Below are 25,000 nucleotides of genomic sequence, written 5' to 3' on the forward strand. Positions count from 1 at the left end.
ATGCGCCGTGTCCAGATGAGAGATGCCACTTGGTCTCACCTTCTGACCATGCGCGGACTTGCGCCTGATACCAAACGAGCTGGCACGGATGCTGCCTATGCCCTTTATGCGCCACTTGCTGCGGCCAAGGGTTCGTTCGTACTTGCACAGGTTGGCCAATCGCTTGACGGCCGTGTGGCAACACCCTTTGGCGACGCGCGAGATATCTCAGGTCCGGATGGGCTTGCACATCTGCATCGGTGCAGGGCACTGATGGATGCGGTTATCGTCGGTGCCGGAACAGTCAAGGCGGATAATCCACGTCTTTCTGTTCGAGAAGTAGAAGGCGAGAACCCTGTCCGTGTGGTTATCGATTGCCACGGACAGTTAGCGGGCGATGAGGGCCTGTTTCATGATCGCGGTGCACCGGTGATCATTATCAGATCAACCACTGCTGAGAAAAAGCCGCTGCCCGCGGAGATAATTGAACTTCCGCGCCATGAACATGGGCTTTGCCCGCGCGAAATTCTCGACGGCCTTGCGGAGCGTGGCCTTCACAGGGTTCTGGTCGAAGGTGGAGCCCGGACCATTGCCCGTTTTATCGATCAGGGCCTCGTTGACCACCTTCATGTCTGTATTGCGCCCTTGATTATCGGGTCGGGACCAGCTGGTATTTCCCTCCCACCAATCCGCCTGCTGTCGGAAGCGCAACGTCCATCAACAGAGGTTTTCAGCTTGGGAAGCGATATCCTGTTCGACTGCCGCCTAAGTGATCAGGAAACATGCTCACGCCTTCCAAGCAAGAAGATCATTGTGGCCGACCAGGCAGCTCTGGTCTCTGTCGATTTGGTCTAGCCGAAATTCGAGCCATCCTCGCACTGCACTCTCTGTAAGGCGGCCGACTTCACACACGGGCGCGACCATTCCATTCAGGAATGCACGCTGCAACTCCGCCTGTGCTGGTCCCAAAACCCAAGGGCTGGAGGCCATTTGCGTTCGGTATTGCAAGGCGCGAAAAGCACCTTCCAGATGCCCACTAGCCTGTGGACCCAACGCTAGCCCGAAACCTTTGTCACGCCGTTGATGGCTGTTGAAGTCTCGCACCACAGCATCATCCAGTTCATGTCGTGTCGCGAACTCGATCTGGCCATTGTAGTTAAGTGCCGCGTAAAATGTGGAGCCGAAGGCTGCAAGTGTCTCAGCCAACTGTTCGCAAAAGTCCGCCGAAGCAAGATCGAAGAAGGCGGAAGCCGTCAACAATGACGCGTTTTCAAGCGGCAGCGTGGAGAGATCACGCAGATCAAGCTTGAGAAATTTCGCTTCATCGACAGATTGCCGCGCCTCATTGAGCAACCGTTCATCATAGTCCACAAGCGTCCAGCGAGTGTCGCGTGGGAACAGTGACGAAAGCGTGCGATAAGTGGATCCTGTTCCGCATCCTATATCGACAACTCGTGGCTGATCGACATATGAGAGGCGCTGTGCGGCAAGATTAGCAAGTTCTCTATCACGAGCGGCTATGTCGGCGGGCTCTCTGAGAGCAAGCCAGGATGACTCAAAACCGCTCATGCAATCTCTCTCAATTTCTGGGAAATTATTGTCGCGGTATCGCTCCATGCGGGAAGCCTTGCACCTGCTTCGGCTGCAGCGTGTCCGTAGCGCTGACGCAAATCAGCATCAAGAATAAAGCTACGTAAAGCCGCACTAAAGGCTCCGACATCATCCACGTCTACCAGGATGCCAGCATCATGCGCCACAACTTCGGGAACTGCGCCTGCTCGACAAGCGACAATTGGCAAACCATGCGCCAAAGCCTCAGCAAACACCATTCCATAACCTTCGTAGCGGCTGGCCAAGGCAAAGATATCCGCCGTCGCCATCAGTTCGCGCGCATCTGGCAATTCACCTGTGATAGACACGCGGTCTTGAAGCTCGAGACTCTTTACCAATGCACGCAACTCACGCGCCGTTGCGGGGTCAAGCTTGTCACTTCCTGCGATGGTGGCGCGCCAGGAAATGTCACGCAGCTTGTTCAGCGCCTGAAGCAGGACATCATGGCCCTTGCGGCGGATCAGGCTGCCCACTGAAACGATATGTGGAACCTCATCTCGGGAGGGAACGCGTGTCGCCGGTTCTGTTCCCGGCACAGCAACCGTCAATCTCTCGCGACGCACATCGTAAGAGCTTTCCAAGGTACGGGCGGTTGCAGGTGACGTAACAATGATATGGCGCGCCGTCTTCAACGCCAGCCGCTCGCTCACTTCCAACCGCAGCTTGTCAGCGGGCTCCAAGCCCGTTTCCAAGGCAAGGGGATGATGAACCAGGGCGATTAGTTTCAGCCGCTTTTCCTCGCGCTCGGCCCATTCATGCAAGACTCCGAAGGCTAAGCCATCGATCAGGATGAGAGCGTCGTCTGGCAGGGCAGATAGCAGCCGTTCGGCCTCAAGCTGGCTGGTAGCAGAAGGAAAGGGAAAACCGGCGCCCAGCGGCAGCGGGCTCACCGTCCAGCCCAGCTTACCCAGTTCAGATATGACCTGGCGGTCATAGGCATAACCGCCGGAATTGGTGGCAATATCGCCAGGAAAGGCGAAAATCATGTTGTTGATCATAGATCCGCCTCATACCAGCCGCGTGCAGCATGGCTTTCATGCAGCAGAACACGCAGGCGGCAAATGCGCTGTCCCCCCGGTCCCATTTCGCCGTTCCGAACCGCACCGGCCAAAGCGTCGAAGATGTGCTTTGCCAGGAATTCAGTCGTGGTGACTTTTCCCTTGAACTGCTCCAGCTCATCGAGGTTTTGATAGTTGAGCGGCTTCAAGGCTTTGGAAAGCGCAGTTGTTGCAAGGCCGATATCGATAGCCAGCCCATCCTCATCCAATTCGCGGGTGAAAAAAGCCGCGTCGACCACAAAAGTGGCTCCATGCATGCCTTGAGCGGGACCGAACACCGGACGAGGAAGGCTATGGGCAATCATGATGTGATCACGGACTTCAACTGCAAACATCAAATCTCTTTCTCTAGTAGCGCACGCGATGACACAGCGTGGATGTGGTGGTTAGTATTCGGGCGTAATCCTGTGGCAAATCTGAGAACTGGCTTTCACCTGAGATCAATATATCCAGTGAAGGTTCACATAGAAGCTGCATCGCTTTTTCCAAGCGTCGTCTGTAACTCCATCGCGCTCGCTGAACCTTGGCGACATGTCCGACCTGAGAGCTAACGAGCGACAGACGCTTTGAATGAAAGGCGCCTCCCAAGGATAGGCTGACCTGACGCTGACCGTACCAGCTTGCCTCCACAATACGGGCTTCAAAACCTGCCAGATCAATTGCCTGGGACAGTGCCGCCGAGGCACCGGATGCATTGATCAGGCAGTCAAATTCGCCCTCAAGCCCGTTAGGCGATGTGAAAGCGATGCCAAGGCTCGAGGCAAGGCTTGCGCGTTCCAGATCGGGATCGACCAGTACCAGATCCACTCCTGCGATCTTTGAGGCAAGGAAGGCGACGAGTGTTCCAACAACCCCTGCTCCAAAAACGGCTACGCGTTCGCCGGGCAGAATGGATGCGTCCCATACTATATTGAGCGCTGTCTCCATATTTGCGGCAAGCACGCCCCTTTCCGGTGGCAATTCGGCAGGTAGCGGGATGAGATCAACGGTTGGAACCACGAAGAGGTTTTGGTGAGGGTGCAGGCAAAATACGGTTTGACCGAGGATATCAGCCGGGCCTTCCTGCACTTGCCCCACCGCACAGTAACCGTATTTGACCGGGAAGGGAAATTCCCCGCCCATGTGCGGCCCCCGCATCCGTTCATGCTCGCTTTCCGGTACCAGACCCTGCAAAACCGTAGCTTCCGTGCCGCGGCTGATGCCGGTGAATAGCGTTTTTACCAGAGCCATCCCCTGTTCGACAGGATGGAGCGGCTCTCGCCGAAAGGTCACATGCTTTGATGTTTCGCACCAAAGACTCGTGGCGACATTACGCTGTCTTTGCTCATCATGCAGCTTGGAATAATCTGCGGTCAATGGCATGTCCTTCATCATCGAACCACCAAAATCTAGGGTATTTTCAGTAATTTAAAGAGGCAGAACCTTCATTTTTTATTGTTCGTCTTCCCGCAAATCCGCTGAACAACTCATCACGTAAAGCGTTTCAGATCATTTCGCTGAATTGGTACAACCGGAATCTGACAGGAGACTTCAGTATGTCCATGGACAGTCCCTTCGCACGTCTTGTCGTCAACCCCGCCATTGAGATTGAACGTGCGGTTTCCGAACTTCGTTATGGACGGCCTATTGTTTTGGTAGATGGTGATAGCGCCATAGCAGTAACTGCGCTTGATAGCCTGGCTCCGGAAACATACGATCAATTTGCAGCAGTGAGTGGCGGCAAACATGAGCTGATACTGACAGCGGAAAGAGCAGGACGCCTAGGGTTGCATGCGACGGCAGCGATCAGCCTGCCGCTGCTCAATGTTTCCTTTGAGAAGGCATCCAAGCTCGCCTATGCGCTTGAGGTAGAAACGTCGATAAATGTACTTCCGGCGAGTCTGCTGATGAGCCAGTCAATGGAATTGGCGATGATTGCTTTGCTGCTGCCCGCTATGGTTTGCACAGTCATTGAACCGAAAGATGCGCGTTTTTCCGGCTGCATGACGCTTCAGGCCAACATGCTTGCTCAAGGCGGCACTGCGCGACAGAAGTTCCAGCAGGTCGCTCGCACCCCTGTTCCCTTGAAGGATCATGGGATGGCCGAATTTGTGGTGTTCCGCGGCGGTTTAGCGCAGAAGGATCAGGTCGCTATTGTCGTCGGCAAACCGGACTTTTCCAAACCGATGCCGATCCGGATTCATTCTTCCTGCATCACCGGCGACCTTTACGGCTCATTGAAATGCGATTGCGGCGATCAGCTGCGTAACGGGCTGGACCTGCTGCGTCAGGCGGGCGGCGGCATTCTGCTCTACCTCGATCAGGAAGGTCGCGGCACAGGCATTGGCGCCAAGATGCGAGCCTATGGCTTCCAGCATCGTGGCCTCGATACGATAGATGCAGATGCCGAGCTTGGACTTTCCGCCGACCATCGCCGCTACGAGGCAGCAGTTGCGATGTTGGGCCTTCTAGGCGTAAATGAAGTCATTGTCTTCACCAACAACCCCACGAAGATAGCCGCGCTCAAACAAGGCGGAATTGGAGTTCAATCCCGCACACCAGTTCTGGGTAGGGTTACGGCAGAAAATGAGAACTATCTTCGCACAAAGACGCTTCGGGCGGGCCATTTGCTTGAACTCGATAGTCTTGTGGCTGCGGAATAAGGAAGCAGAGCATGTCCTTGGCGCAACGTGATGCGCTCCCCGCATCACAACCCGGCGCAGACCACATACCCGCAGTCCTTTTGCGCAGTTCGCTAAAGGTGTTGGGGTTTGTCTACCTGATTTCGATCGGTCTTTGGTGGGTAGCGGCGCAAAAACTGCCGCTGCAACATCACGTCCCCTTTGCGGCAGGCGGTCTGCTCGCAGTGATCTATGGCTTGGTCATCTATGGGCTTCCGCGACATCGCCATACGAGTTTTGGCTATGCCAATCTAGTTACGTCGTTACGGGCAGGCTTTGTCAGCCTCGTCGGTGCAACGGTTCTCCTGTCTGAAGGCTTTGGCGATGCCCAGTCTGAAACCTTGGTTTGGGCGTTTTGCGGCGCGGTTCTGTTTGCCCTCGCTCTTGATGGGGTAGATGGCTATCTTGCACGCAAGTTTCGTCAGCAGTCTGAACTCGGCGCACGTTTCGACATGGAAGTCGATGCGCTTTTGATCATGATCCTGGCCATCGCGGCCTATGCGCTTGGGAAGGCTGGCTTATGGGTGCTGGCTATTGGAGGGATGCGCTATCTCTATTTTCTGAGCCAACAATATCTGCCTGCTTTACGAAGAGAACTCGCGCCATCCGGCCGCCGTAAGCTGGTTTGCGTGGTTCAGGTCGTTGCACTTTGTCTGGTGGCGATGCCCGTGATCCGCGAGCCACTGTCGGGATGGATCTGCCTCATCGCGCTTCTCTGTCTCATTTATTCGTTTGCAGTGGACATCTACGATCAAATGCGCGGGGCATGAACATCATCGCCGTATGAATAAGAAGAGCAGGCCGGGTGCCGCGCCAGCTAGCGCCAGTGCACCGTAGATGATGCTTGTTGCCACGCCCTGTGCGCTTGTAAGACCTGCGAGGGGCCAAAGTGCAGCAGCAGCAGCCTCCCTGGTTCCCCAGCCACCAAAGCCGCTCGGGACCACCATGGAAAGAAGCGTGAGAGGGACTATCATCAGCATTTTTCCCAGGTTCAGCGGTGCATTGATAGCCTCTGCACAGACCATGAAAAGCGCCAGATAGGACGCAGTAATCGAAAGGCTAAGTCCGAGTTGGACCCAAAGCGCACCCTTGCGCCAGAAGACATTGAGAAGAGGGCGCCGCCACGACCGGAGGCGACTAGCGAATATTGGGAGAACGACGATGCCCGCCGCAATCACCACCATGACGATAAGCACGGTGACCAGCGCCCGGTCGAACCCTAAGGACCACTCCGGCCAAAGGACGAAGCCCAGAACTGCAAAGACTAAAAGTCCGATTTGCCCCGACGCTCTCTCCAATATAACAGCGAGACCAGAACGACGTAGACCGCCTTCTTTCTCGTGGCTCGCGCGGTAGGCCCGCAATGCGTCGCCAGCGACACCCCCCGGTAACAGCTGATTGACTGCCGTCGCCACATAATATTCTCGAACGGCTTTAACAGGCGGAAGCTCGAGGCCCAAGCGGGATGCAGTGAAGCGCCAACGAAAAGCAGAGAGAATGATTTGCACCTGCACAATCAGCAGACCAACTGCGATATCGGCTGACGAAACTTTTGAGAGCGAATCCAATAGGCTGGCGAAATCGAGATGGCGAATGAGAAAAAACAGCGCTATCAGCGCAATGATAGTGCCAGCCACGCGAGCTATGCTCAAAACACTTTCCCCTTCGCCCGATGCCACTGGTGTGGTGTCAATCGCTCTTTACGCAGCTATTCTTAAACCGGACTGATGCGATGGTAAAATCCTCAAGATCGGAAGCGTTTAGAAACGCTCTGCCACGAGGCATAGGCTTTGTGCTTTTGCTTTGGCTATTGCTTGATTTGCCGGACCATCCCGGCGCATTTTCTCTAGAGGCGTTTTACCGGCTGCCTCTGGAAGTCCCTGCTATAATTTTACTACTACTGATTTGCCCTGCCAGAGCACGCAGCGCCTTTATCGCTATGCTTACGCTGCTGGCGGCGACCATCCTCTTTCTCAAGATTGCGGATATCGGAACCCAGGCTGCGTTTCAGCGACCTTTCAATCCCTATCTGGATAGCAAGATGATCCTGGATGGATGGAATGTGCTTTCTGGAAGCGTCGGGCCGTTGAAAGCGGCCATTGCGATTGCCATTGTGATGATAACTTTCGGCTGCTTTCTATGGCTTTTCAACTATACGGCGGGTTTTCTGGCCTTGACCGATCTGCAAGAGCGAAAGCCCCTGGTCGCCGTGTGCATCATACTGTCACTCACCGGGGCCGCGCTCCTTCACCTTCAGAACCAAACCCGTTGGACAGCAAACTGGCGCATCGAAGCCAATGGCCTCTTCTCTTTATCTGAAAGAAGCAGTCTCATTCTGCACTCTATTCAGGACATGCGTGTTTTCGAGAAAGATCTGATGGCAGACGATCCCGCAGCCCGCAATGACGTACTATTCAGATCAGTCCGTGGACAGGATGTTTTCGTCATCTTCGTAGAATCTTTAGGAAGAAGCGCCTTACAAGATCCGAGATATGCATCGCTCATCCAAAACCGGTTGTCTCAGGAGCAGGCCCGACTTTCTGCTGCCGGTTTTCAAACGGCCAGCACCTGGGTGCAATCGCCAACGGTAGGCGGCCTTAGCTGGCTTGCTCATGGCACTTTCATGTCGGGCCTTTGGGTGGATAGCCAAGCCCGCTATGACCGGCTCATTCGAAGCAAGCGGCAAAGCCTCAACCGGCTTTTTCAGCAAGCGGGGTGGCAAACTTTCGCAGCAATGCCCGCCATCACCATGGATTGGCCAGAAAGCCGCTATTTTGGCTATGAGACGATCTATGCCGCTAAAGATCTGGGTTATGAGGGCAAACCCTTCAATTGGATAACCATGCCTGACCAGTACACTCTTGCTGCTATCGAACGGCTAATACGCACACCCACGCCCCATCGCCCAGCTATGATCGAGACTGCGCTGATTTCCAGCCATGCGCCCTGGACGCCAGTCGCCAGCATGATCGATTGGAACTTGGTCGGCAACGGCATGATTTTCAACAATCAGGCGGAAGGTGACCAGTCTCCTTCCGATGTCTGGAAAAATCCAGACAATGTTCGTGATCACTACATTCGCACGATAGACTATAGTCTTCAGGCGGTTGGTAGCTATGTCGCGAATTATGGCCGTGATGCATTGTTTATTGTGATTGGGGACCACCAGCCTGCAGCAATTGTAACTGGTCCTAACGCTTCCAGGGATGTGCCGCTTTTCATCATGACAAAAAATTCCGATGTCATCGAAAAGTTCAAGCGCAGCGGCTTCGTGAACGGAATGCTGCCAAAAGACCAGAGCCCTTTCGGGATGGATCGCCTACGCAACCTTCTGGTTGAGACACTATCTTAGGATTGAGATAATAGAACCTCAGATAAGCATTCCGTGCGGGGCGATTTTTATATCGTCAAAGGTTAGAATTTGGTTCAATCTTAAAGCATGAGCGGGCGGTTCAGTCATTCCCATCCGAAACAATATTATGTCAGGAGCGAGAGCGTAGGGGCGAAGCTGGGTAAAATTTTTTAACAACCTGCCTTGCAATTCCTAGCTCTGACACAATCAAATGAGAGCAGATATCGGAAAATCTAAATTTGAGCTTGGATTTAGAACACGATAGCTCTATGCCGCCCTTGATTTATTCACTGTTTAATTGGGCCTGTTCGATTTATTAAATGATCAGGCTAAAATATACCTGCCGCTTTCTATTGCAATTTGACTAGGCCATTCCGTACAAAAATTACATATAAGCACCCCGTCAATTGAGAATTAATTTCTGTTTAACTACGATACTTCAATTTTTATCGTATCCGCCCCTGTCAATCATTTAGAAATGATCCACTCCGCACTATTGCAATCAGTTCGTGATTATTTCCTACTTATGATTGTATTCTTGGACGCGTGAATGATTGATTGGGAGCATAAATCCAGCCTCAAAGGGAATCGCCTCACTTGGCGCAGTTCCATTATGGGAAAAATCACGGTCTTCCTGCTTCTGGCTGTGGCGCTTGCCTATGTTTCAGGTGCCGCGACCGGCTGGTTCATGATCGAAAGCAGCCAGCGGGAGGATTGGAAGCGACAAGCCAGCACCAATGCTCAGATTGCCAGCAGCTCCATACGCAGCATTTACTCATTCGTATCCGTCGATCTGACACCCGCAGGCCAGATCGTGCGCATTGTATCAGAGCGCATGATTGGTGATGACCAATCCGTGCTCGACACCGGCTTCGTTCCCGTTGATGTGCTAGCTCTCGCCTCCATGCAAACCAAGGAGAGGCTCTGGCTGCTAGCCTGGGACGATCAGAACCACCGCATGGTATCCATGACCGATAGCGATGGCGGCTCAGCCAATGTGCCAGTTCTTCTGGATGATCTACGCAGCGCAACCTCGCAAAGTGACTTCAACTCATTCAAAACCGGCTTTGCACGGATTGGAAAAGAGAAATACTACATCTCGCTTCTGCCCATCAGCACACCGGATGGGCAGCTGCTTGGGGCGGTCGCGGCCAGCGCCGGCGAAGCTGGACGCCTTCTGGAAATACGCGACACCTTCTATAAAAACTCACTACTTTCCTTCGCCATCATCATGTCGGCAACCGGTGCCGCGATTATTTTTCTGATGCACCGCCTGTTCCATCCTGTCCCGAGACTGATCGAGGCATTGAAACGTATCGCGCGTGACGAAACCGGCATACCTACACCATTTCTGCGCCGGCGCGACGAGATAGGTCAATTGGCAAATGCAGTTGAAACCCTGCGCGAAGCGGTGGTGGAGCGGGAGCATTTGCGACAAATGCGCGAGGCCGCGCGGGAGTTGGAGCACTTGGCGCATCATGATGCTCTCACCAACCTGCCGAACAGAGCGTTCCTTCAAAAAACGCTGAGCGGTATGCTCGAGAAGCAAATCGATAGTAAGACCACGATCAATGTGATGTTGCTGGACTTGGACAAATTCAAGCCCGTCAACGATACCTACGGTCATGCAGTGGGTGATCAGGTCCTTATCCACGCCTGTAAGCGCGTCAGTATGCTTCTGGGACCAGATGACATATTCGCGCGGCTAGGCGGCGATGAGTTCGCGCTCATACAAATTGTCGCCCTCAATGCACGCAAGGAAGCAGAACGGCTTGCCAGCCGCATCATTGAGGCCATTGCACGTCCCTTCCAAATTAACGATCTGTCACTGCGCATCGGCGCCAGCATCGGCATTGCCAGCGCACCCCAGCACGGCACAACATCCAACAAGATCCTCAGCAATGCAGATGTAGCCCTTTATATGTCAAAGGGCGCCGGTCGCGGTTGTTTTCACATCTTTGAGCCAGGGATGACCATGGAAGCCTCACATCGTTCGACAGCAGAACTGGAATTGATGCAGGCCATCGGCCAAGGGGAGTTCCTTCTGCATTATCAGCCGATCATCCGAACACAGGATCAGGCTGTCTCTGGCTATGAGGCGCTTGTGCGCTGGAAACACCCTAAGCGAGGAATTGTCCCTCCAGATCAATTCATTCCTCTCGCAGAAGAAACCGGCATGATCGTGGACCTCGATCGGTGGGTTCTGAAGCAAGCCTGCACAGATATGGCAGAGCGCGACGCAAACCTTTCTATTTCTGTAAACGTATCAGCACTTGGCCTTCTGCGGACCGATCTACCGGATTTCATCCGCGCCACACTTTTTGAAAGCGGGCTCCTGGCGCATCGTCTGGAACTCGAGATCACGGAAACTAGCCGCGTGGCTGAACAAACCTGCCTATCGGTCCTCACACAGATCCGCGAGATGGGCGTCGGAATTGCCATTGACGATTTTGGAACGGGCTTTGCCTCGCTTTCTTACCTCGTTGATCTGCCGGTCACGCGCATCAAGCTCGATAGGCGTTTTGTATCAGGCGTGGTGGATAGCCAGAAATGTCTCAACATCATCTCGTCCACAGTATCACTCGCGCGCTGTCTCGATATTGAGGTCACCGCCGAAGGAATTGAAAATCATGAACAGTTTGAACTGCTGAAAGCAGCTGGATGCAAAACGTTTCAGGGTTACCTGTTTGGCAGGCCCCAACTCCTTGAGAGCCGAGACACCCGTATGCAGATCTTGGCGTAAATTATAAAGGATAGCGACATGCAGAGCAGCAGCGTTTTAGACTGGAAAGCTTTGATGAAGCGCGGTTTGGGCAAAGCACTGCCCTTTCTTTGTTTTGCTCTGACGTCGCTGACAACGACGACCGCTACTCTCGCTGCGGGAAGTGCCCAAGTTGATACGCTAAGTAAAATCCGAAAAAACGGCGTGATTGTCATCGGCTCACGCTTGGCGGAACCCCCTTTTGCCTATGTGGTCGATGGTCATGCGACTGGCTATTCCACTGAGTTATGCCAGCGCGTTGTCGAAGAACTTAGGGTGCAGTTAAATCTGCCCAAACTGGAAATCCAGTATATTCCGGTTACATCTGCCACGCGCTTTGTCATGATCCGGGCTGGCAAGATTGATATGGAATGCGCTGCCACCACAAACAATTCTGAACGTCGCAAAATGGTGGATTTCAGCTACCCGCATTTCGTAACGGCCACTCGATTTGTTTCGCTCAAGAAAAATCATTTCGACCGCATTGCCGATTTGATGGGCAGAACCGTGGCTGCCACGACCGGAACTGTGAATTTGGATCAGCTCTACTCGGTCAACAAATCGCAGAGCTTGAACATCTCCGTGTTGCTGAGCAAGGAAAACGCCGAATCCTTCTCGCTGGTCACCTCGGGAAAGGCTTCGGCATTTGTTATGGACGACATTCTGCTGGCAGGTCTCGTCGCTGCATCCACTACGCCTGAAGAATACGTAATTTCTAAAGATGCGTTTAGTCATCCTGAACCCTATGGCCTTCTTCTCCCACTAGGGGATCGGGAGTTTAAGAGAGCAGTCAACGCAAGCTTACAGAAAATATACAGAAGCGGCGAAATAGTGAAGCTGTACAAGAAATGGTTTGAAGAACCTATTCCACCTAATCAGCAAAATATGAGAATGCAAATGTCTCCAGAGCTGCGCGAAATATTTGAAAATCCTAAGGAATATTTGGATTAATCATTCAATGAAACATTTTTTTGCAAAGACTCTACTGTCTGCATTTGTTTTGATTGGCGGTTGCGCCCAGGGTGCGTCAGCACAGGAGGCAGCTGGACAGATCCAAGTGAAGCCCACAGTAGAGCGTATGCGTGAGACGGGCAAAATCATCATTGGTTATGGCACGGCACCGCCCTTTTCCTTCAAGGATGTTCAGGGCGAGGTGGCGGGATATTCCATCGATCTTTGCTCGGCCATGGTCGAAGAGATGCGCAAAGAGCTCAATCTGCCTGGACTCAAGATCGAGTATACCCCCCGCACGCCGTCAAACCGCCTTCAATTGCTCAATGACGGCACGATCGATATCGAATGCGCATCGAGCACAAATACGCCCGAACGCCGTAAGGTGGCTAATTTCTCTCAACCGCACTTCATTATGCAGACTCGGTTCGTATCACTCGCCCGTAACAACATTCATTCCATTGATGATTTGCGTGGCAAAAGCATTAGCGTGGTCTTAGGTACAATCAACATCAGCCAGATTTTGCAGATTTCGAGGGAACGCAAGCTAGGACTGGTTTCCGTACCGGTAAGTGAGGTGAAAGATGCCTTCAACCTCGTGACAATCGGCAAGGTTTCAGCATTCGCTATGGACGACGTGCTGCTCTACAATCTGGTCGCACAATCGGGCCAGCCGCAGAGTTATGTTGTCAGTTCGGAAAATCTCACTGAACCTGCACCCTATGGCTTCATGACGCGCCTCAATGATCCCGAATTCGCTGCGCTGGTGAACCGTTCGCTTTCCAAAATTTATCACAGCCCGCAGATACAGCAGATCTATGATCGGTGGTTCATGCAGCCAATTGGGGACACGAACCACATTCTCAATTTGCCAATGAGCGAGGAATTGAAAGCGTCTTTTGCCAATGCCAATTGAATAGAAAAAGGGCCGGTGCGTTGAACACCAGCCCCAAATTCGAATAATCTATTGGCTCATGCTGCCTGCATCTGAGCATCGAGTGGGATCTCAACATCGATTTCCAAAATGGAGAACCGATCGTCACGATCCATCTTCACATGCACACGGTCACTATCAAGTTCCACGTGCTTGGCAATGACAGCTAAAATCTCCTCACGCAGAAGTGCAACGAGATCATTGCTGGTTGCCACTCTTTCATGCGCCAACAGAACTTGCAGTCGTTCACGCGCCAAAGGCGCGGAAGAGCGCTGCTTGTTGAAAAGCCGGAAAATGTTCATGCGGCCCTCCGTGCGAAAATTTTACCGAACAGGCCACGCTTTTCTTCTGGCATGGTGACGGGAACGTCTTCTCCGGCCAGACGGCGTGCGGCTTCAAAATAGGCTTGGGCCGGCGCGGACTTTATGTCGGCAATCGTCACCGGAGCCCCGATGTTCGAAGCTTTGAGAACATCCATGCTTTCTGGAATGATGCCCAGCAGCGGGATGGACAAGATTTCCAACACGTCTTCGACCTTCAGCATATCGCCCCGCTGGGCGCGGTTCTGGTCGTAGCGGGTCAGCAACAAATGCTTTTCCATGCGCTCGCCGCGTTCTGCCTTTACCGTCTTGGAGTCGAGCAGGCCAATGATGCGATCCGAGTCACGTACCGAAGAAACTTCCGGGTTCGTAACGACGACTGCAATATCGGCATGGCGCATAGCGAGAGTTGCGCCCCGCTCGATACCTGCCGGGCTATCGCAAATGACCCAGTCAAAGTAGCGCTTCAGCTCGTTGATAACCCATTCCACACCTTCTGGAGTGAGATTATCCTTATCGCGCGTTTGGGAAGCTGGCAGGAGAAACAGGTTTTCCAAACGCTTGTCGCGGATCAGCGCCTGCGTGAGCTTCGCATCACCCTGAATGACATTTACAAGATCGTAAACTACGCGGCGCTCGGCACCCATGACGAGGTCGAGATTGCGCAGGCCAACATCGAAATCAACGACGACGACTTTTTCATTGCGCTGGGCCAAGGCTGCACCCAAGGCTGCCGTAGACGTCGTCTTGCCGACCCCGCCTTTGCCTGACGTAACAACAATTACCTTCCCCATCATTCTCTCCTGTCTGCGAGCCGGAAGCTCAATTAAGTTTCTCGGTCAGAATTGCATCTCCCTCGAGCCAGACTTGTACCGGTTGCCCCAGCATGTCTGTCGGAAGATCCTCCGCCATTTTATAGATCCCATCGATCGCGATCAGTTCGGCTTCAAGCTTTCGGCAAAATATCCGGGCTTGCGAATTACCGACGGAGCCCGCCATGGCCCTGCCCCGAAGCGCTCCGTAAATATGAACCGAACCACCGGCAATCACTTCTGCGCCAGAGGCAACCGATCCAACGATTGTCACATCACCTTCTGTAAAGATGATGGATTGCCCGGACCTTACGGGCTCATTGATGACCAGCGACTGCAAAGTTTGGCGCGGCTGGGTCAACACCGTGGCCTGCGCTTCGGTAGCGTCAGCCGCAGGCTTATCCGTAGGCTCTTCTGTCGCCTGAAACGCAGGCTGCACGTCCTGAACTTCAACATCGCCGGCAGGGCGACCACCCTTCAACAATGGCGGCATACCCTGCGCCATCATGGAATGACGCGCTCCTTCAATGCCCATGATGCTGACATTGCGCTCAGCCAACTGTGCCAGAAATTCCGTCAGTTGTGTACGATCTATAGCCAGATCCGTTACATCTAGAACAACCGGGCGTCCTAGGAAAAAGCCCGCAGAGCGCTTGGCAAGATCGTCCAGGCGCTCCAGCCAGTTATCCAGCGGGAGGTCGGGCGTGAGCACGACAGCCAGGAATGAGCGGCCCTTGATGCGGATCGAGCGAGCGTCTGTTTGCACTTTGTTCATCTACGTTAAGAATTCGTTTATGCTGGTAGCCGGAACTTGGTTAACAAATGGTTAACGACGCATTGGCTGCAAACTCGTGGCGCAGGGTGCATCATGACCAGTTCGAATCCACTATCCGGCCCAAACTTCATGCTCTTTCTGTCGCCCGCAAAGCTTTCGTCAAGCTTGCGGCTGCGGCAAAATCAGCCGAATGGGCCATGTCTGAGCGATCACTATTTGTTAAGAACTGACGTTAGGTGAGGCAAAGGCTCAAAAACGAAAAAGCCCGCCGCGGGAGGAGCGGCAGGCTTTTACGAATAACCGAATGGCAGCTTGGGAGGAGGAGGAGGAGCTGCCATTCCAACAAACAGGTCTGGGAGGAGGAGATGACCTGTTTGAATGCGAAGGCTGCGGGAGGAGGAGCAGCGCTTCGATGACCGCGTATATAATCCGTAATCCGACTTATCAAAGCGCAAATGCTGCACCGCAGCTATGCGCCTAGCGCAAATCAACGAGATACGCTGCCGCGAGCAACAGCGCGAATTTCGCTGCGATTAATGCCAAGGTCCGCCAGTTCCCGGCTGGACATACGACCCAGCTCATCAACGGTCTGGCGATACTTGCGCCAATTCTGGAATGTGCGTGCGAGGTTCATAACCTAGCCCTTTCTTGTTCAAAACACGAGGTGACCGGTCTTGATGACCGATCCTTCCGTCTGAACATCAAATGGGCATTGCCAGCGATGATGATAAGGCACAGCCTAACAATGCACCTATGCACTAGCAGCAAAGGTTCACGGTTGGCTAACCTCCCCAGGTTTGCCGTAGTACCCTCAGCCAATTCTCATGGGCAACTTTTCTGATCGAGGCGGTATCAAACCCGCGCAGACGAAGCAGATCCAGAAGCTTGGGAAGTCCTGCTGCATCCTTCAACTCATTGGGGACCGTCGTTCCGTCAAAGTCCGAACCGAGCGCGACGTGGTCTATGCCTATGCGTTCGGCGATATAACAAACATGGTCTGCGATAAGATCGAGAGGTGTATCGAGATTTCTGATCCCGTCGTCACGCAGGAACAGAACACCGTAATTGATGCCAACCAGGCCGTTGCTTTCGGCAATTGCATCCAGTTGGCGGTCTGTGAGGTTGCGGCTGTGCGGGCTGAGCGTATGCGCGTTGGAATGCGTTGCGACAAGCGGTGCTTCCGTTAGTTTCGCAATATCCCAGAACCCTTGCTCATTCATATGAGAGAGATCGATAAGAATACGCAGCGCGTTGCAGGCCTTCACGAGCGCCCGTCCTGCATCCGTGAGCCCTGGTCCGATGTCCGGGCTGTGCGGAAATCGAAATGGAACTCCATGGGCGAAAACATTGGGCCTGCTCCAAACCGGCCCGAGACTGCGCAAGCCTGCCTGATGAAGCACATAAAGCGCATCAAGGTCCGGACCGATCGCCTCCACTCCCTCGATGTGCAAAACGGGGGCGAATATTCCTTGGTCAATGCAGGACGAAAGCTGATCGGCCGTTCGACAGACCTTGATGCGTCCAGCCGATCTCGCTTCCAATTCAAACAGACGCCGCGCCATGCCTAGCGTCTGGCGCAGAGCGCTACCTTCTTCTGGCGGCACGAAGTTACCCTCGGCATCTGGCGCATGAGTGGGAGAAGGCACGAAGATGGCGAATAGCCCCCCTGCCAAGCCGCCAGCCTGGGCTCTTGGTAGATCAATATGACCCCGCGCTTCGCCTTCCAGAAAAGCGCCAACGGGGTCCGTCTGTGCGGGCTGCATCATGCGCAGCAGGACATCATTGTGGCCGTCGAAAATGGGAACGAGAGTGTGAGGGGCCATCGAGACCTCCGATTCTGGAAATGATGTCTTCGTCCTAAGCGAGGCCGCTCGGGAGTGCAAATACGTATCTATCAGTGAGGGCTGATACGTCCATGTTCAGCTAGGAAATCGAGTAGTGCCCTGACGCGGGAGGGAATGGGTCCTCCCTGCCCGACATAAACTGCATAAAATTCCTCCAGATCTCCTGGATTGAAAGCCTCCAATACCGGCACCAGACGACCTGATTTCAAATCATCCTGCAACAGAAAGCTGCCCATCCGGGCTATGCCGACCCCCGCCAGTGCCATTTGCCGCATAGCTTCGCCATCGTTGATTTGAACTCGCCCCGCGGGCGTGATCAGCAAATCATTCCCATCCACTCGGAATGGCCAATCGCGAACGCTACGGGAATAGGAAAAGCGTAGCAGGTCATGGCTTGCCAGATCTTGCGGATGCTTTGGCTCTCCGCGCGCAGCTATGTAGTCGGGCGAGGCAACAACCACCATATGGGTTTGACCAAGCTTCCGCGCAATGAGGCTTGAGCTTTTCAAAGGTCCTGTGCGCACCGCAATATCGGCGTGATCAGCCATGAGATCCACCACCTGATCGGTCTGCGCCACATCAAGTGTCACAGCCGGAAAGCGCGCCAGAAACCGAGGGATCAGCGGGTTGAGAACATGGACGCAATACACCGAACTCGTGTTCAACCGGATTCGGCCAACAGCCTCGACAGCTGAGGCTGCGGCCCTTTCAGCATCCTCAATACTCGCAAGTATTGCAACGGAACGCTCATAGAAATCCTGCCCCTCAGGTGTGAGCTTCAACTGACGGGTAGAACGGTTGATCAGCCGAACGCCCAATCGCCGCTCTAGCCTCGTCATGAGCTTGCTTACCGCCGACGGCGTCATCGCGAGCTGTCGCCCTGCTGCAGAAAGTCCTGCATTTTCGACAACGCTAACGAAAACTTCCATCTCCGCAGCGCGGTTCACATCCAATTTCGCCATTGTTGAATTCAAGTCATAAATGATGATCCTTCAGGCATTCTAGTTCAAGGAGCAAACCGAATCTATCTCGTTGCCATCAATTCCAACAAAAGGATGAGCGACTATGCCTCTTGCTCTCTATGCCTTGGCGGCAGGTGCCTTCGGCATCGGCGTCACGGAATTCGTCATCATGGGCCTTCTCAGGGAAGTGGGCGCGGATATGGGGGTCACGATTGCCCAGGCCGGACTTTTGATATCCGGCTATGCCTTGGGCGTGGTGTTCGGTGCACCACTGATGACAATTGTCACGGCCAAAATGCCCCGCAAGCGCGTGCTGATGGGCCTGATGCTAATCTTTATCGCGGGTAACATCATCTGCGCCGTCGTGCCGACTTATTCGCTGATGATGGCCGCTCGGATTATCACGGCACTCGCGCATGGAACCTTCTTCGGAGTGGGGTCTGTGGTCGCATCAAGTCTCGTGCCGGCTAGCAAGCGGGCCAGCGCCATTGCGATCATGTTTACCGGCCTCACCGTTGCCAATGTTCTAGGCGTGCCATTCGGCACGTGGCTTGGTCAGAATTGGGGATGGAGATCGACTTTCTGGGCAGTCGCCGCGGTCGGGATGATTGCGTTCGTTGTACTGAGTGCCATGCTGCCAAAGGATCAGACACCGCCAGAGGTGACTGATTGGCGAAAGGACTTGCGCGCCATTGCGCGCCTGCCCGTGCTTCTTGGCCTCGCCACCACCGTCTTCGGCTATGCGGGCGTCTTTACCGTCTTCACCTATATCGCACCACTCCTGACACAGACTGCCGGATTGCCGGACAGCGCAGTATCACCAATCCTCCTCGTATTTGGCGGCGGCATGATCATCGGTAACATCCTGGGTGGAAAATTGGCTGATCGGTACCTCATCGGCACGGTCGTCGGTAGCCTTGTTGCCCTTGCGCTCGCGCTTGCTGCGATGCCCTCAGCTTTTGCAGCGGCATGGTCCGCGATAGCTATCGTCGGGATTGCCGGCGTTGCGGCCTTCGCCACTGTTGCACCCTTGCAGATGTGGGTGATGGAAAAGGCAAAGGGTGCTGGTGAGGTTCTCGTCTCCAGCTTCAATATTTCCGCATTCAATCTTGGCAACGCGCTCGGTGCCTGGGCTGGCGGATGGGTGATTGAACGGGGTCCAGGGCTTCAGAACCTACCCTATGTTGCGGCTCTCTTTCCGGTTGGTGCCATACTGCTTGCAGCTTTTGCAACTTGGAAAACTGTCGCTCAGTCCACCGACGCCAGACAAGCATGCAAGCCAGCCGCTTGATCTCGGGCAGACAAGGACCATGTCCTATCTTAACTTCCATTACAAACTGGCAGTCCTTACCGACTGCCCATGCGATCCATCTAAGCGATGCCGAAAGGAACAAAAATGCACACAGTCAAAGCCAATGGCGCCAATATTCCAGCCCTCGGTTTCGGCACCTTCCGCATGTCGGGAGAAGAGGTCATGCGCGTCGTCCCGAAAGCGATACAGCTTGGGTTTCGCCATGTGGATACGGCGCAAATCTACGGCAATGAGGCTGAAGTCGGCGCGGCTATCCAACAGTCCGGTGTTTCACGCAACGAGATTTTCCTGACAACCAAGGTGTGGGTGGACAAATTCGCCCATGCAGATTTCATCGCATCCGTCGATGAGAGCCTGAAGAAGCTGAAGACCGATTACGTAGACCTTTTACTTCTTCACTGGCCCCAGAGCGATGTGCCGTTGGCAGAGCGGATGGCCAGCCTGAATGAGGTGAAGCGAGCGGGCAAGGTCAAAAATATCGGCATCTCTAATTTCAACATCGAGTTGATGAATGAGGCCGTGAAGCTGTCGGAAGCACCTGTCGCTAGCAACCAGGTTGAATTTCATCCCTATCTTGATCAGTCGAAGCTTCTCACCGCTGCGCGTCAACTGGGCGTATCACTCACTGCCTACTATTTGATGGCAGATGGCAAGGTGCCCAAGGATGCGGTTCTGAAGGACATCGGTGCTCACCATAACAAGACAGCGGCACAAGTGGTGCTGCGCTGGTCCGTCCAGCAGCAGGATGTCATAGCTCTTTCAAAAACAGCTAATGTGGAGCGCCTGCAGGAGAATTTCGATATTTTCGATTTCGAACTGACAGAGGCGGAAATGGCGGAAATTGCCAAACTGGCAAAGCCAGATGGCCGCATTGTTGACCCCGGTCATCTGCGCCCACCGCATTGGGATTGATTTTAAACAAAAGCAAGCACCCTCCGCCCATCAGGTGGAGGGTGCGCGGAATCAGCGTTTACGCACAAACTCGGTGCGCAACACTAGCCCCTTGATGGCATCGTGGCGGCAATCGATTTCTTCTGGGTTATCCGTCAGGCGAATGGAGCGGATGACGGTCCCCTGCTTCAAGGTTTGGCCAGCACCTTTAACCTTCAAATCCTTGATGAGCACGACGCTATCGCCATCGGCAAGCGAGTTGCCGGAAGCGTCCCTCGCCTGTGCTGCACTCGCCGCTTGCGCCTTTACTTCCGAGGCAGGTCGCCATTCGCCGGTAGCTTCGTCATAAATATAGTCATCATCATCAGCAGCAGGCATGGCATTCTCCTTGTTCGAACAGACCTGCCGCTTACAAGGCAAGGCTCCGAAAAGTCAAAGCGTTACGTAGATTTTGCCTGCGAAACGCCCTCAGGCTTGTCTTTCGTCAACTCAAACTGCAGTTTCATCCGCGGGAAGCATCACTATCTCGCCTCTTACGCCTATTACTGCGCCGCGTTCCATCGAAAAAGGAGGACGGCTTTCTTGCCACCCAAGCCACAAATTTCGCCATTTCGGGATCGGCCAGCAAGGCATCTACCGTGGAATAACTTGTTTCCAATTCGGCCTCCGAAAACAGAGCGTGGATTTGGCGATGGCAAATACGGTGAAGCGTCTGTGTGACGCGACCCCCGCGGCTCTTCGGTACCATATGGTGCTCATCGCGCTGATCCTCTGGAATGTCACGTCCGCATAGGGGACAGATCACCTCAGTTGGCGGATGGTACCAAGCCGCAATTTTTTCACGATGTTTTCGAGCCATGTCACACCTTTTCGTCCCCCAGATATGGTTAGAGGTGACGCCGGAAGCAATGATGGCATGGCTTGACCTTGCCTCGTGCAAGGGCTCTTTGGAATAAGCACCTGCTGACATGCAGGAGGGAGACCAATATGGATCAGCATGACCCTGCTCAAATCACTCCGCCTAATAAAGGCTGGCATGAGCTCGTTGTTGCGCCATATGGCCTGAGGCTGATGGTGATCTCGGCTGGCATTGGGCTGCACGCTTTCAATGAAGTGGCAATCGCGCCGGTCCTCCCAATCGCCCTGGATTTGTTGGGCGGCATTTCATTGCTGCCCTTCGTGTATGCGGCCTTTTTCGCATTCGTCATTGTTGGTGGTCTTTCAGCCTCTCCCTTGCGGCGACGCTTCGGTACAAGGCTAGCGCTTTCCACCGCTGGAATACTTTACCTCACGGGTATGAGTATACAGTTCACCGCTATGAACGCGCCTAGCCTGCTTCTGGGGAGAATTGCGCAAGGATTGGCGGATGGTTGGATTGTTGCCCTCTCCTACTCCCTCATTGCAGATCTTTTCCCGCCAAGGCTTGTGCCACGAATCTTCGCTGTTGAAGCCATCCTATGGGCTGCCGCTGCCGTCCTTGGTCCTTTTGCCGGCGGCTTGACAGTCCAATATTTCGGCTGGCGTACCGCGCTAGTCGTTAGCGTTCCCTTGGTGTTGGTATTGTTTTCGGTTTTGCCGTTTGCGCTTCCCAAGCAAGATGTAACGCAAGGTGCGCAAACACGACACCGGTTGCTTCCGCCAAAACTCTTCACGCTGAATTCATCTGTGGGTCGTGGCAGCTGGCTGTTGTTGCTCATGATGTGTGCACAGGAGTGTATCGACTGTCTTTCTCGCCTATACACTGCATCATCGCCTTGGTCTCGAACCCGTAAAAGTAGGTCTTGTGTTGGTAACCTTGGCGCTGAGCTGGAGTTTGGGGGCCATTCCCATTGCCAACATAGATCACTTGGAAACCCGTCAGCGGATCATGCGCATCGGTCCCTTGCTCCAGATCTTTGGCGCAGGCCTTGTATCGACCGGTCTCTATACCGGTCACATATGGCTCATTCTGCTGGGGCAGATTTCAAATGGGCTCGGCTTTTCGATGGCTTTTGCCAGCGCGAGCCAGGCTATCATCGAGGATGCGGAGCCCGAACATCGCATGACCACCAGTGCCTTGCTTCCGTCACTTGAGACCAGCGGCTTCGTCCTGGGTTCAAGCATCATCGGCGGCATCGCCTCCTTGCTCGGCGCGCAAGCCCACTTGGCGTCTACATCGCCTACTCCGGTTATATTTTATTTGTGGGGAAGTTCGGCCTTCATTTCCCTTCTCGCCTTCTTGGCAGCGCGTGGTGTGACCGTAAAAATTCGAAGTGCGTGAACAAGCTTTACATCCTTCACCAAAATCTACTCGGTTATGACGTACAATTTTTCAGCACATGCCGAGGCTTTATTCACAACTTACATGATATTCGGATAACAATGCTCATATTTTATGCAACATAAGGAAGTATCAACAATTGGCATCTATAACGGTCACTCTACCTCCTTGGCGAACGCTACAGAGTAGCTTGCCATTCCCCCTGATATATCGAGGCTAAAGTGAGCATATTCGGCAACTTGAAAATTAGCACCAGAGTTATTTTGGTTGCCGCGATCCCGATGATCGCATTGATTGGCGCAGCCATTCAGGACAATGCAAAGAGGCTGGAGCGCGCTTCCGAAGCGAAATCGGTGGCGGAAATCGCTTCCATGGCACCCGTCATTGGTGCAACAATCCATGAAATCCAAAAAGAACGTGGCGCTTCCGCAGGCTTCGTCGGCGCCAAGGGCGTCGGCGAATTCGGCCCGCTTCTCGATAAGCAGAGAGCCGCTGCGGATGCCGCAATTGCAAATTTTAAAGCACTCAACCTTGACCGGAATGATAATGCGGGCGGGCCTGCCCTTCGCGAACTGGCGCTGACAGCTCAATCCAAGATCGATAAGCTCAAGTCGATGCGCGAAGACGTTTCCTCTCTGAAAGCGGGCGTACCGGACATAGCCGCCTACTTCGCAGACACGATCGGCAGCCTGATCAAGATAATCGAGTCGATGAGTTCGCTGACCACGGACAGTTCTATTTCGAACCGCGTCATTGCATATTCTGCTCTTTTGCAGGGGAAAGAACGGGCAGGCCAGGAACGCACGATTGGCACAGCAGCCTTTGCAACGGGCAGCTTTACACCAGAAGGATACCAGCAGTTTGTGAAGTTCGGAGCGATGCAGAACGTCTACTTCTCCGACTTTAACAGCTATGCGGGCGTAGAAGCGCGCGCTGCCCTTCAGGCCGCCCTCGCAAGTGACGCAGGTAAGTTGGTTGAGAGCCAGCGCGCCGTGGCCCTCAAGAACCCATTTGGCGGGTCTATGTCCTCTGTTTCGGGGGAGGAGTGGTATAAGGCCGCGACGAACCGCATCAACGCGCTCAAGGCGGTTGAAGACCAGACGGGCCTGGAACTGAAAAATTATGCATCGGAAACGGCTGCAGCCGAACAGCAGGGCCTCATCATCTCCCTCATAATTTCGGGCTCCGTGCTCGCGCTAGTTTTGGCACTGGCGGCGCTTGTGACCCGCTCTATCACCCTACCAGTAACCAAGATCGTATCCACAATGCGTGATCTTGCATCTGGCAATGCTGATGCGCCGCTTGATGTTGTGTCCGACAGGAGCGAGATCGGCGAGATGGTGAAATCCGTGGCCGTGTTCAAGCAGAATGCGCAGGATCGCATCCGGCTTGAAGCAGAAGCGCAAGCAAACCGCTCACTTTCAGAGCGCGAGCGGCTTGAGCAGCAAAAGCGCCAGGAGCAGGAAGCCGCGGAAGTTCAATATGCGGTCGATACATTGGCTAGGGGCCTCGGAGCCATGGCCAACGGCAAGTTAAGCTATCGTATCGATCAAGCTTTTGCCTCACGGCTCGATAAGATCCGCGTTGATTTCAACGGCGCTATCGAACGTCTTGAAGACGCTATCATTGATGTCAGCGGGAATGCGCAAGCCATCGCGGCTGGATCAAACCAGATCCGTTCCGCTGCCGACGATCTGGCACGGCGCACAGAACAGCAGGCAGCTTCAGTGGAAGAGACTGCCGCCGCGCTTGAGCAGATCACAACAACGGTTGCAGATACGAGCCGCCGTGCAGAAGAAGCCGGACGTCTGGTTAGTGCCACGCGTGAGAACGCCGAGCATTCAGGCGTCGTCGTCACCAATGCCATTGGTGCAATGAAGGCTATCGAAGCATCATCCAGTGAGATCTCCACGATCATCGGCGTGATCGACGAGATTGCCTTCCAGACCAACCTGCTTGCACTCAACGCTGGTGTTGAGGCGGCGCGTGCAGGCGAGGCTGGCAAGGGCTTTGCAGTTGTTGCCCAGGAAGTCCGCGAATTGGCGCAGCGCTCCGCAAGTGCGGCCAAGGATATCAAGACCCTGATCGCCAAGTCAGGCGAACACGTGAAGAGCGGCGTAAACCTTGTTGGTGAAACAGGTGAGGCGCTTGGGAAAATCGTTGAGCAGGTAAAGGAAATCAGCTCGAATGTTCACTCGATCGTAGAAGCATCGCGCGAACAGGCGACCGGCATCAAGGAAATCAATCACGCTGTTTCGCAGATGGACCAGGGTACACAGCAAAACGCAGCTATGGTGGAAGAGTCCACAGCTGCCAGCCATTCGCTGGCAAGAGAGGCAGAGTCGCTGTTCAATCTGGTCGGCAAGTTCGAGACCAGCGGCCAACCGCATGGCGCCTTTTCATCCACCCAGAATGCGGAGGAAAGAACCTCACCAGCCAGACATCTGCTCAACCGCGTCAAGTCTTCACTGACCGGACGCGCCGCCTAGCGATTGAGTTGTTAGGATAGTTCGAAGAC

At 54.0% G+C, this 25,000-nt stretch carries 23 protein-coding genes and 1 pseudogene; 12 read left to right on the forward strand and 12 right to left on the reverse strand.

Annotated features, from left to right (window positions below):
* Positions 1 to 834 (forward strand): RibD family protein, encoded by an 834-nt coding sequence (locus AC0JZ1_RS00220; protein ID WP_471880433.1) that lies wholly within the window; start codon positions 1 to 3, stop codon positions 832 to 834.
* Here AC0JZ1_RS00220 and AC0JZ1_RS00225 read toward each other — a convergent pair.
* The 4 genes from AC0JZ1_RS00225 to AC0JZ1_RS00240 are packed head-to-tail and all read right to left on the reverse strand — an operon-like array spanning position 766 to position 4,010.
* Positions 766 to 1,548 carry a class I SAM-dependent methyltransferase gene (locus AC0JZ1_RS00225; protein WP_471880434.1) on the reverse strand — a complete coding sequence of 261 codons (783 nt, stop codon included), beginning with the start codon at positions 1,546 to 1,548 and terminating at the stop codon, positions 766 to 768. The genes AC0JZ1_RS00220 and AC0JZ1_RS00225 overlap by 69 nt on opposite strands.
* The gene (locus AC0JZ1_RS00230) at positions 1,545 to 2,588 is read right to left on the reverse strand and encodes a glycosyltransferase family 4 protein (protein ID WP_471880435.1); all 1,044 of its coding nucleotides are present in this window, start codon (positions 2,586 to 2,588) and stop codon (positions 1,545 to 1,547) included. The genes AC0JZ1_RS00225 and AC0JZ1_RS00230 overlap by 4 nt, the downstream gene beginning before the upstream one ends.
* Positions 2,585 to 2,983, reverse strand: a complete 399-nt coding sequence (locus tag AC0JZ1_RS00235) for a 6-pyruvoyl trahydropterin synthase family protein (protein WP_471880436.1) — start codon at positions 2,981 to 2,983, stop codon at positions 2,585 to 2,587. Before AC0JZ1_RS00235 ends, AC0JZ1_RS00230 begins: the two co-directional genes overlap by 4 nt.
* 13 nt (positions 2,984 to 2,996) lie before the next feature.
* Positions 2,997 to 4,010: a zinc-dependent alcohol dehydrogenase gene (locus AC0JZ1_RS00240; protein WP_471880437.1), complete on the reverse strand. Its 1,014-nt coding sequence runs from the start codon at positions 4,008 to 4,010 to the stop codon at positions 2,997 to 2,999.
* 173 nt (positions 4,011 to 4,183) lie between these two features.
* Between AC0JZ1_RS00240 and ribA the strand changes: the two genes are divergently transcribed.
* A complete protein-coding gene (gene ribA / locus AC0JZ1_RS00245) occupies positions 4,184 to 5,290 on the forward strand; it encodes a GTP cyclohydrolase II RibA (protein WP_471880438.1) in 1,107 nt (368 codons plus the stop codon).
* Between the two features lie 11 nt (positions 5,291 to 5,301).
* Positions 5,302 to 6,078: a CDP-alcohol phosphatidyltransferase family protein gene (locus AC0JZ1_RS00250; protein ID WP_471880439.1), complete on the forward strand. Its 777-nt coding sequence runs from the start codon at positions 5,302 to 5,304 to the stop codon at positions 6,076 to 6,078.
* Between the two features lie 3 nt (positions 6,079 to 6,081).
* Here AC0JZ1_RS00250 and AC0JZ1_RS00255 read toward each other — a convergent pair whose 3' ends face one another.
* Positions 6,082 to 6,960 carry a lysylphosphatidylglycerol synthase transmembrane domain-containing protein gene (locus AC0JZ1_RS00255; RefSeq protein WP_471880440.1) on the reverse strand — a complete coding sequence of 293 codons (879 nt, stop codon included), beginning with the start codon at positions 6,958 to 6,960 and terminating at the stop codon, positions 6,082 to 6,084.
* Positions 6,961 to 7,247: 287 nt separating this feature from the next.
* Here AC0JZ1_RS00255 and AC0JZ1_RS00260 point away from each other — a divergent pair, with 287 nt between their 5' ends.
* The 4 genes from AC0JZ1_RS00260 (at position 7,248) to AC0JZ1_RS00275 (ending at position 13,288) form a co-directional block, all read left to right on the forward strand.
* Positions 7,248 to 8,660 carry a sulfatase-like hydrolase/transferase gene (locus tag AC0JZ1_RS00260; RefSeq protein ID WP_471880441.1) on the forward strand — a complete coding sequence of 471 codons (1,413 nt, stop codon included), beginning with the start codon at positions 7,248 to 7,250 and terminating at the stop codon, positions 8,658 to 8,660.
* A 613-nt stretch (positions 8,661 to 9,273) separates the two neighbouring features.
* Complete coding sequence (locus AC0JZ1_RS00265) at positions 9,274 to 11,403, forward strand: EAL domain-containing protein (RefSeq protein WP_471880442.1); 2,130 nt, start codon at positions 9,274 to 9,276, stop codon at positions 11,401 to 11,403.
* Between the two features lie 18 nt (positions 11,404 to 11,421).
* Positions 11,422 to 12,372 carry an amino acid ABC transporter substrate-binding protein gene (locus tag AC0JZ1_RS00270; RefSeq protein ID WP_471880443.1) on the forward strand — a complete coding sequence of 317 codons (951 nt, stop codon included), beginning with the start codon at positions 11,422 to 11,424 and terminating at the stop codon, positions 12,370 to 12,372.
* Positions 12,373 to 12,379: 7 nt separating this feature from the next.
* Entirely contained in the window at positions 12,380 to 13,288 is a 909-nt protein-coding gene (locus AC0JZ1_RS00275; protein ID WP_471880444.1) for an amino acid ABC transporter substrate-binding protein, read from the forward strand.
* 56 nt (positions 13,289 to 13,344) lie between these two features.
* Here the strand turns inward: AC0JZ1_RS00275 and minE are convergent, their stop codons facing one another.
* The 6 genes from minE to AC0JZ1_RS00305 form a co-directional block, all read right to left on the reverse strand.
* Positions 13,345 to 13,608 carry a cell division topological specificity factor MinE gene (minE, locus tag AC0JZ1_RS00280; protein ID WP_471880445.1) on the reverse strand — a complete coding sequence of 88 codons (264 nt, stop codon included), beginning with the start codon at positions 13,606 to 13,608 and terminating at the stop codon, positions 13,345 to 13,347.
* A complete protein-coding gene (minD, locus tag AC0JZ1_RS00285) occupies positions 13,605 to 14,420 on the reverse strand; it encodes a septum site-determining protein MinD (protein ID WP_471880446.1) in 816 nt (271 codons plus the stop codon). Before minD ends, minE begins: the two co-directional genes overlap by 4 nt.
* A gap of 28 nt (positions 14,421 to 14,448) precedes the next feature.
* Positions 14,449 to 15,213 (reverse strand): septum site-determining protein MinC, encoded by a 765-nt coding sequence (gene minC, locus AC0JZ1_RS00290; RefSeq protein WP_471880447.1) that lies wholly within the window; start codon positions 15,211 to 15,213, stop codon positions 14,449 to 14,451.
* Between the two features lie 487 nt (positions 15,214 to 15,700).
* Complete coding sequence (locus AC0JZ1_RS00295) at positions 15,701 to 15,847, reverse strand: DUF1127 domain-containing protein (RefSeq protein ID WP_471880448.1); 147 nt, start codon at positions 15,845 to 15,847, stop codon at positions 15,701 to 15,703.
* Positions 15,848 to 15,995: 148 nt separating this feature from the next.
* Positions 15,996 to 17,036 carry a dipeptidase gene (locus AC0JZ1_RS00300; RefSeq protein WP_471880449.1) on the reverse strand — a complete coding sequence of 347 codons (1,041 nt, stop codon included), beginning with the start codon at positions 17,034 to 17,036 and terminating at the stop codon, positions 15,996 to 15,998.
* A 71-nt stretch (positions 17,037 to 17,107) separates the two neighbouring features.
* The gene (locus tag AC0JZ1_RS00305; RefSeq protein ID WP_471880450.1) at positions 17,108 to 18,019 is read right to left on the reverse strand and encodes a LysR family transcriptional regulator; all 912 of its coding nucleotides are present in this window, start codon (positions 18,017 to 18,019) and stop codon (positions 17,108 to 17,110) included.
* Positions 18,020 to 18,122: 103 nt separating this feature from the next.
* Between AC0JZ1_RS00305 and AC0JZ1_RS00310 the strand changes: the two genes are divergently transcribed.
* Positions 18,123 to 19,310, forward strand: coding sequence for an MFS transporter (locus AC0JZ1_RS00310; protein WP_471880451.1), 1,188 nt, complete (start codon positions 18,123 to 18,125; stop codon positions 19,308 to 19,310).
* A 105-nt stretch (positions 19,311 to 19,415) separates the two neighbouring features.
* Positions 19,416 to 20,243, forward strand: coding sequence for an aldo/keto reductase (locus AC0JZ1_RS00315; protein WP_471880452.1), 828 nt, complete (start codon positions 19,416 to 19,418; stop codon positions 20,241 to 20,243).
* A 51-nt stretch (positions 20,244 to 20,294) separates the two neighbouring features.
* Here the strand turns inward: AC0JZ1_RS00315 and AC0JZ1_RS00320 are convergent, their stop codons facing one another.
* Positions 20,295 to 20,600 carry an alkylphosphonate utilization protein gene (locus tag AC0JZ1_RS00320; protein WP_471880453.1) on the reverse strand — a complete coding sequence of 102 codons (306 nt, stop codon included), beginning with the start codon at positions 20,598 to 20,600 and terminating at the stop codon, positions 20,295 to 20,297.
* A 693-nt stretch (positions 20,601 to 21,293) separates the two neighbouring features.
* On the opposite strand from AC0JZ1_RS00320, the pseudogene AC0JZ1_RS00325 reads away from it, so the two are divergent.
* From AC0JZ1_RS00325 to AC0JZ1_RS00335, 3 genes and pseudogenes are all read left to right on the forward strand, one after another.
* Positions 21,294 to 21,911: pseudogene (locus AC0JZ1_RS00325) on the forward strand (MFS transporter); the annotation flags it as partial.
* 13 nt (positions 21,912 to 21,924) lie between these two features.
* A complete protein-coding gene (locus AC0JZ1_RS00330) occupies positions 21,925 to 22,482 on the forward strand; it encodes an MFS transporter (RefSeq protein ID WP_471880454.1) in 558 nt (185 codons plus the stop codon).
* Between the two features lie 281 nt (positions 22,483 to 22,763).
* The gene (locus tag AC0JZ1_RS00335; RefSeq protein ID WP_471880455.1) at positions 22,764 to 24,971 is read left to right on the forward strand and encodes a methyl-accepting chemotaxis protein; all 2,208 of its coding nucleotides are present in this window, start codon (positions 22,764 to 22,766) and stop codon (positions 24,969 to 24,971) included.
* The last annotated feature ends 29 nt before the right edge of the window (positions 24,972 to 25,000 follow it).

The sequence above is a fragment of the Affinirhizobium capsici genome (genome assembly GCF_977018625.1).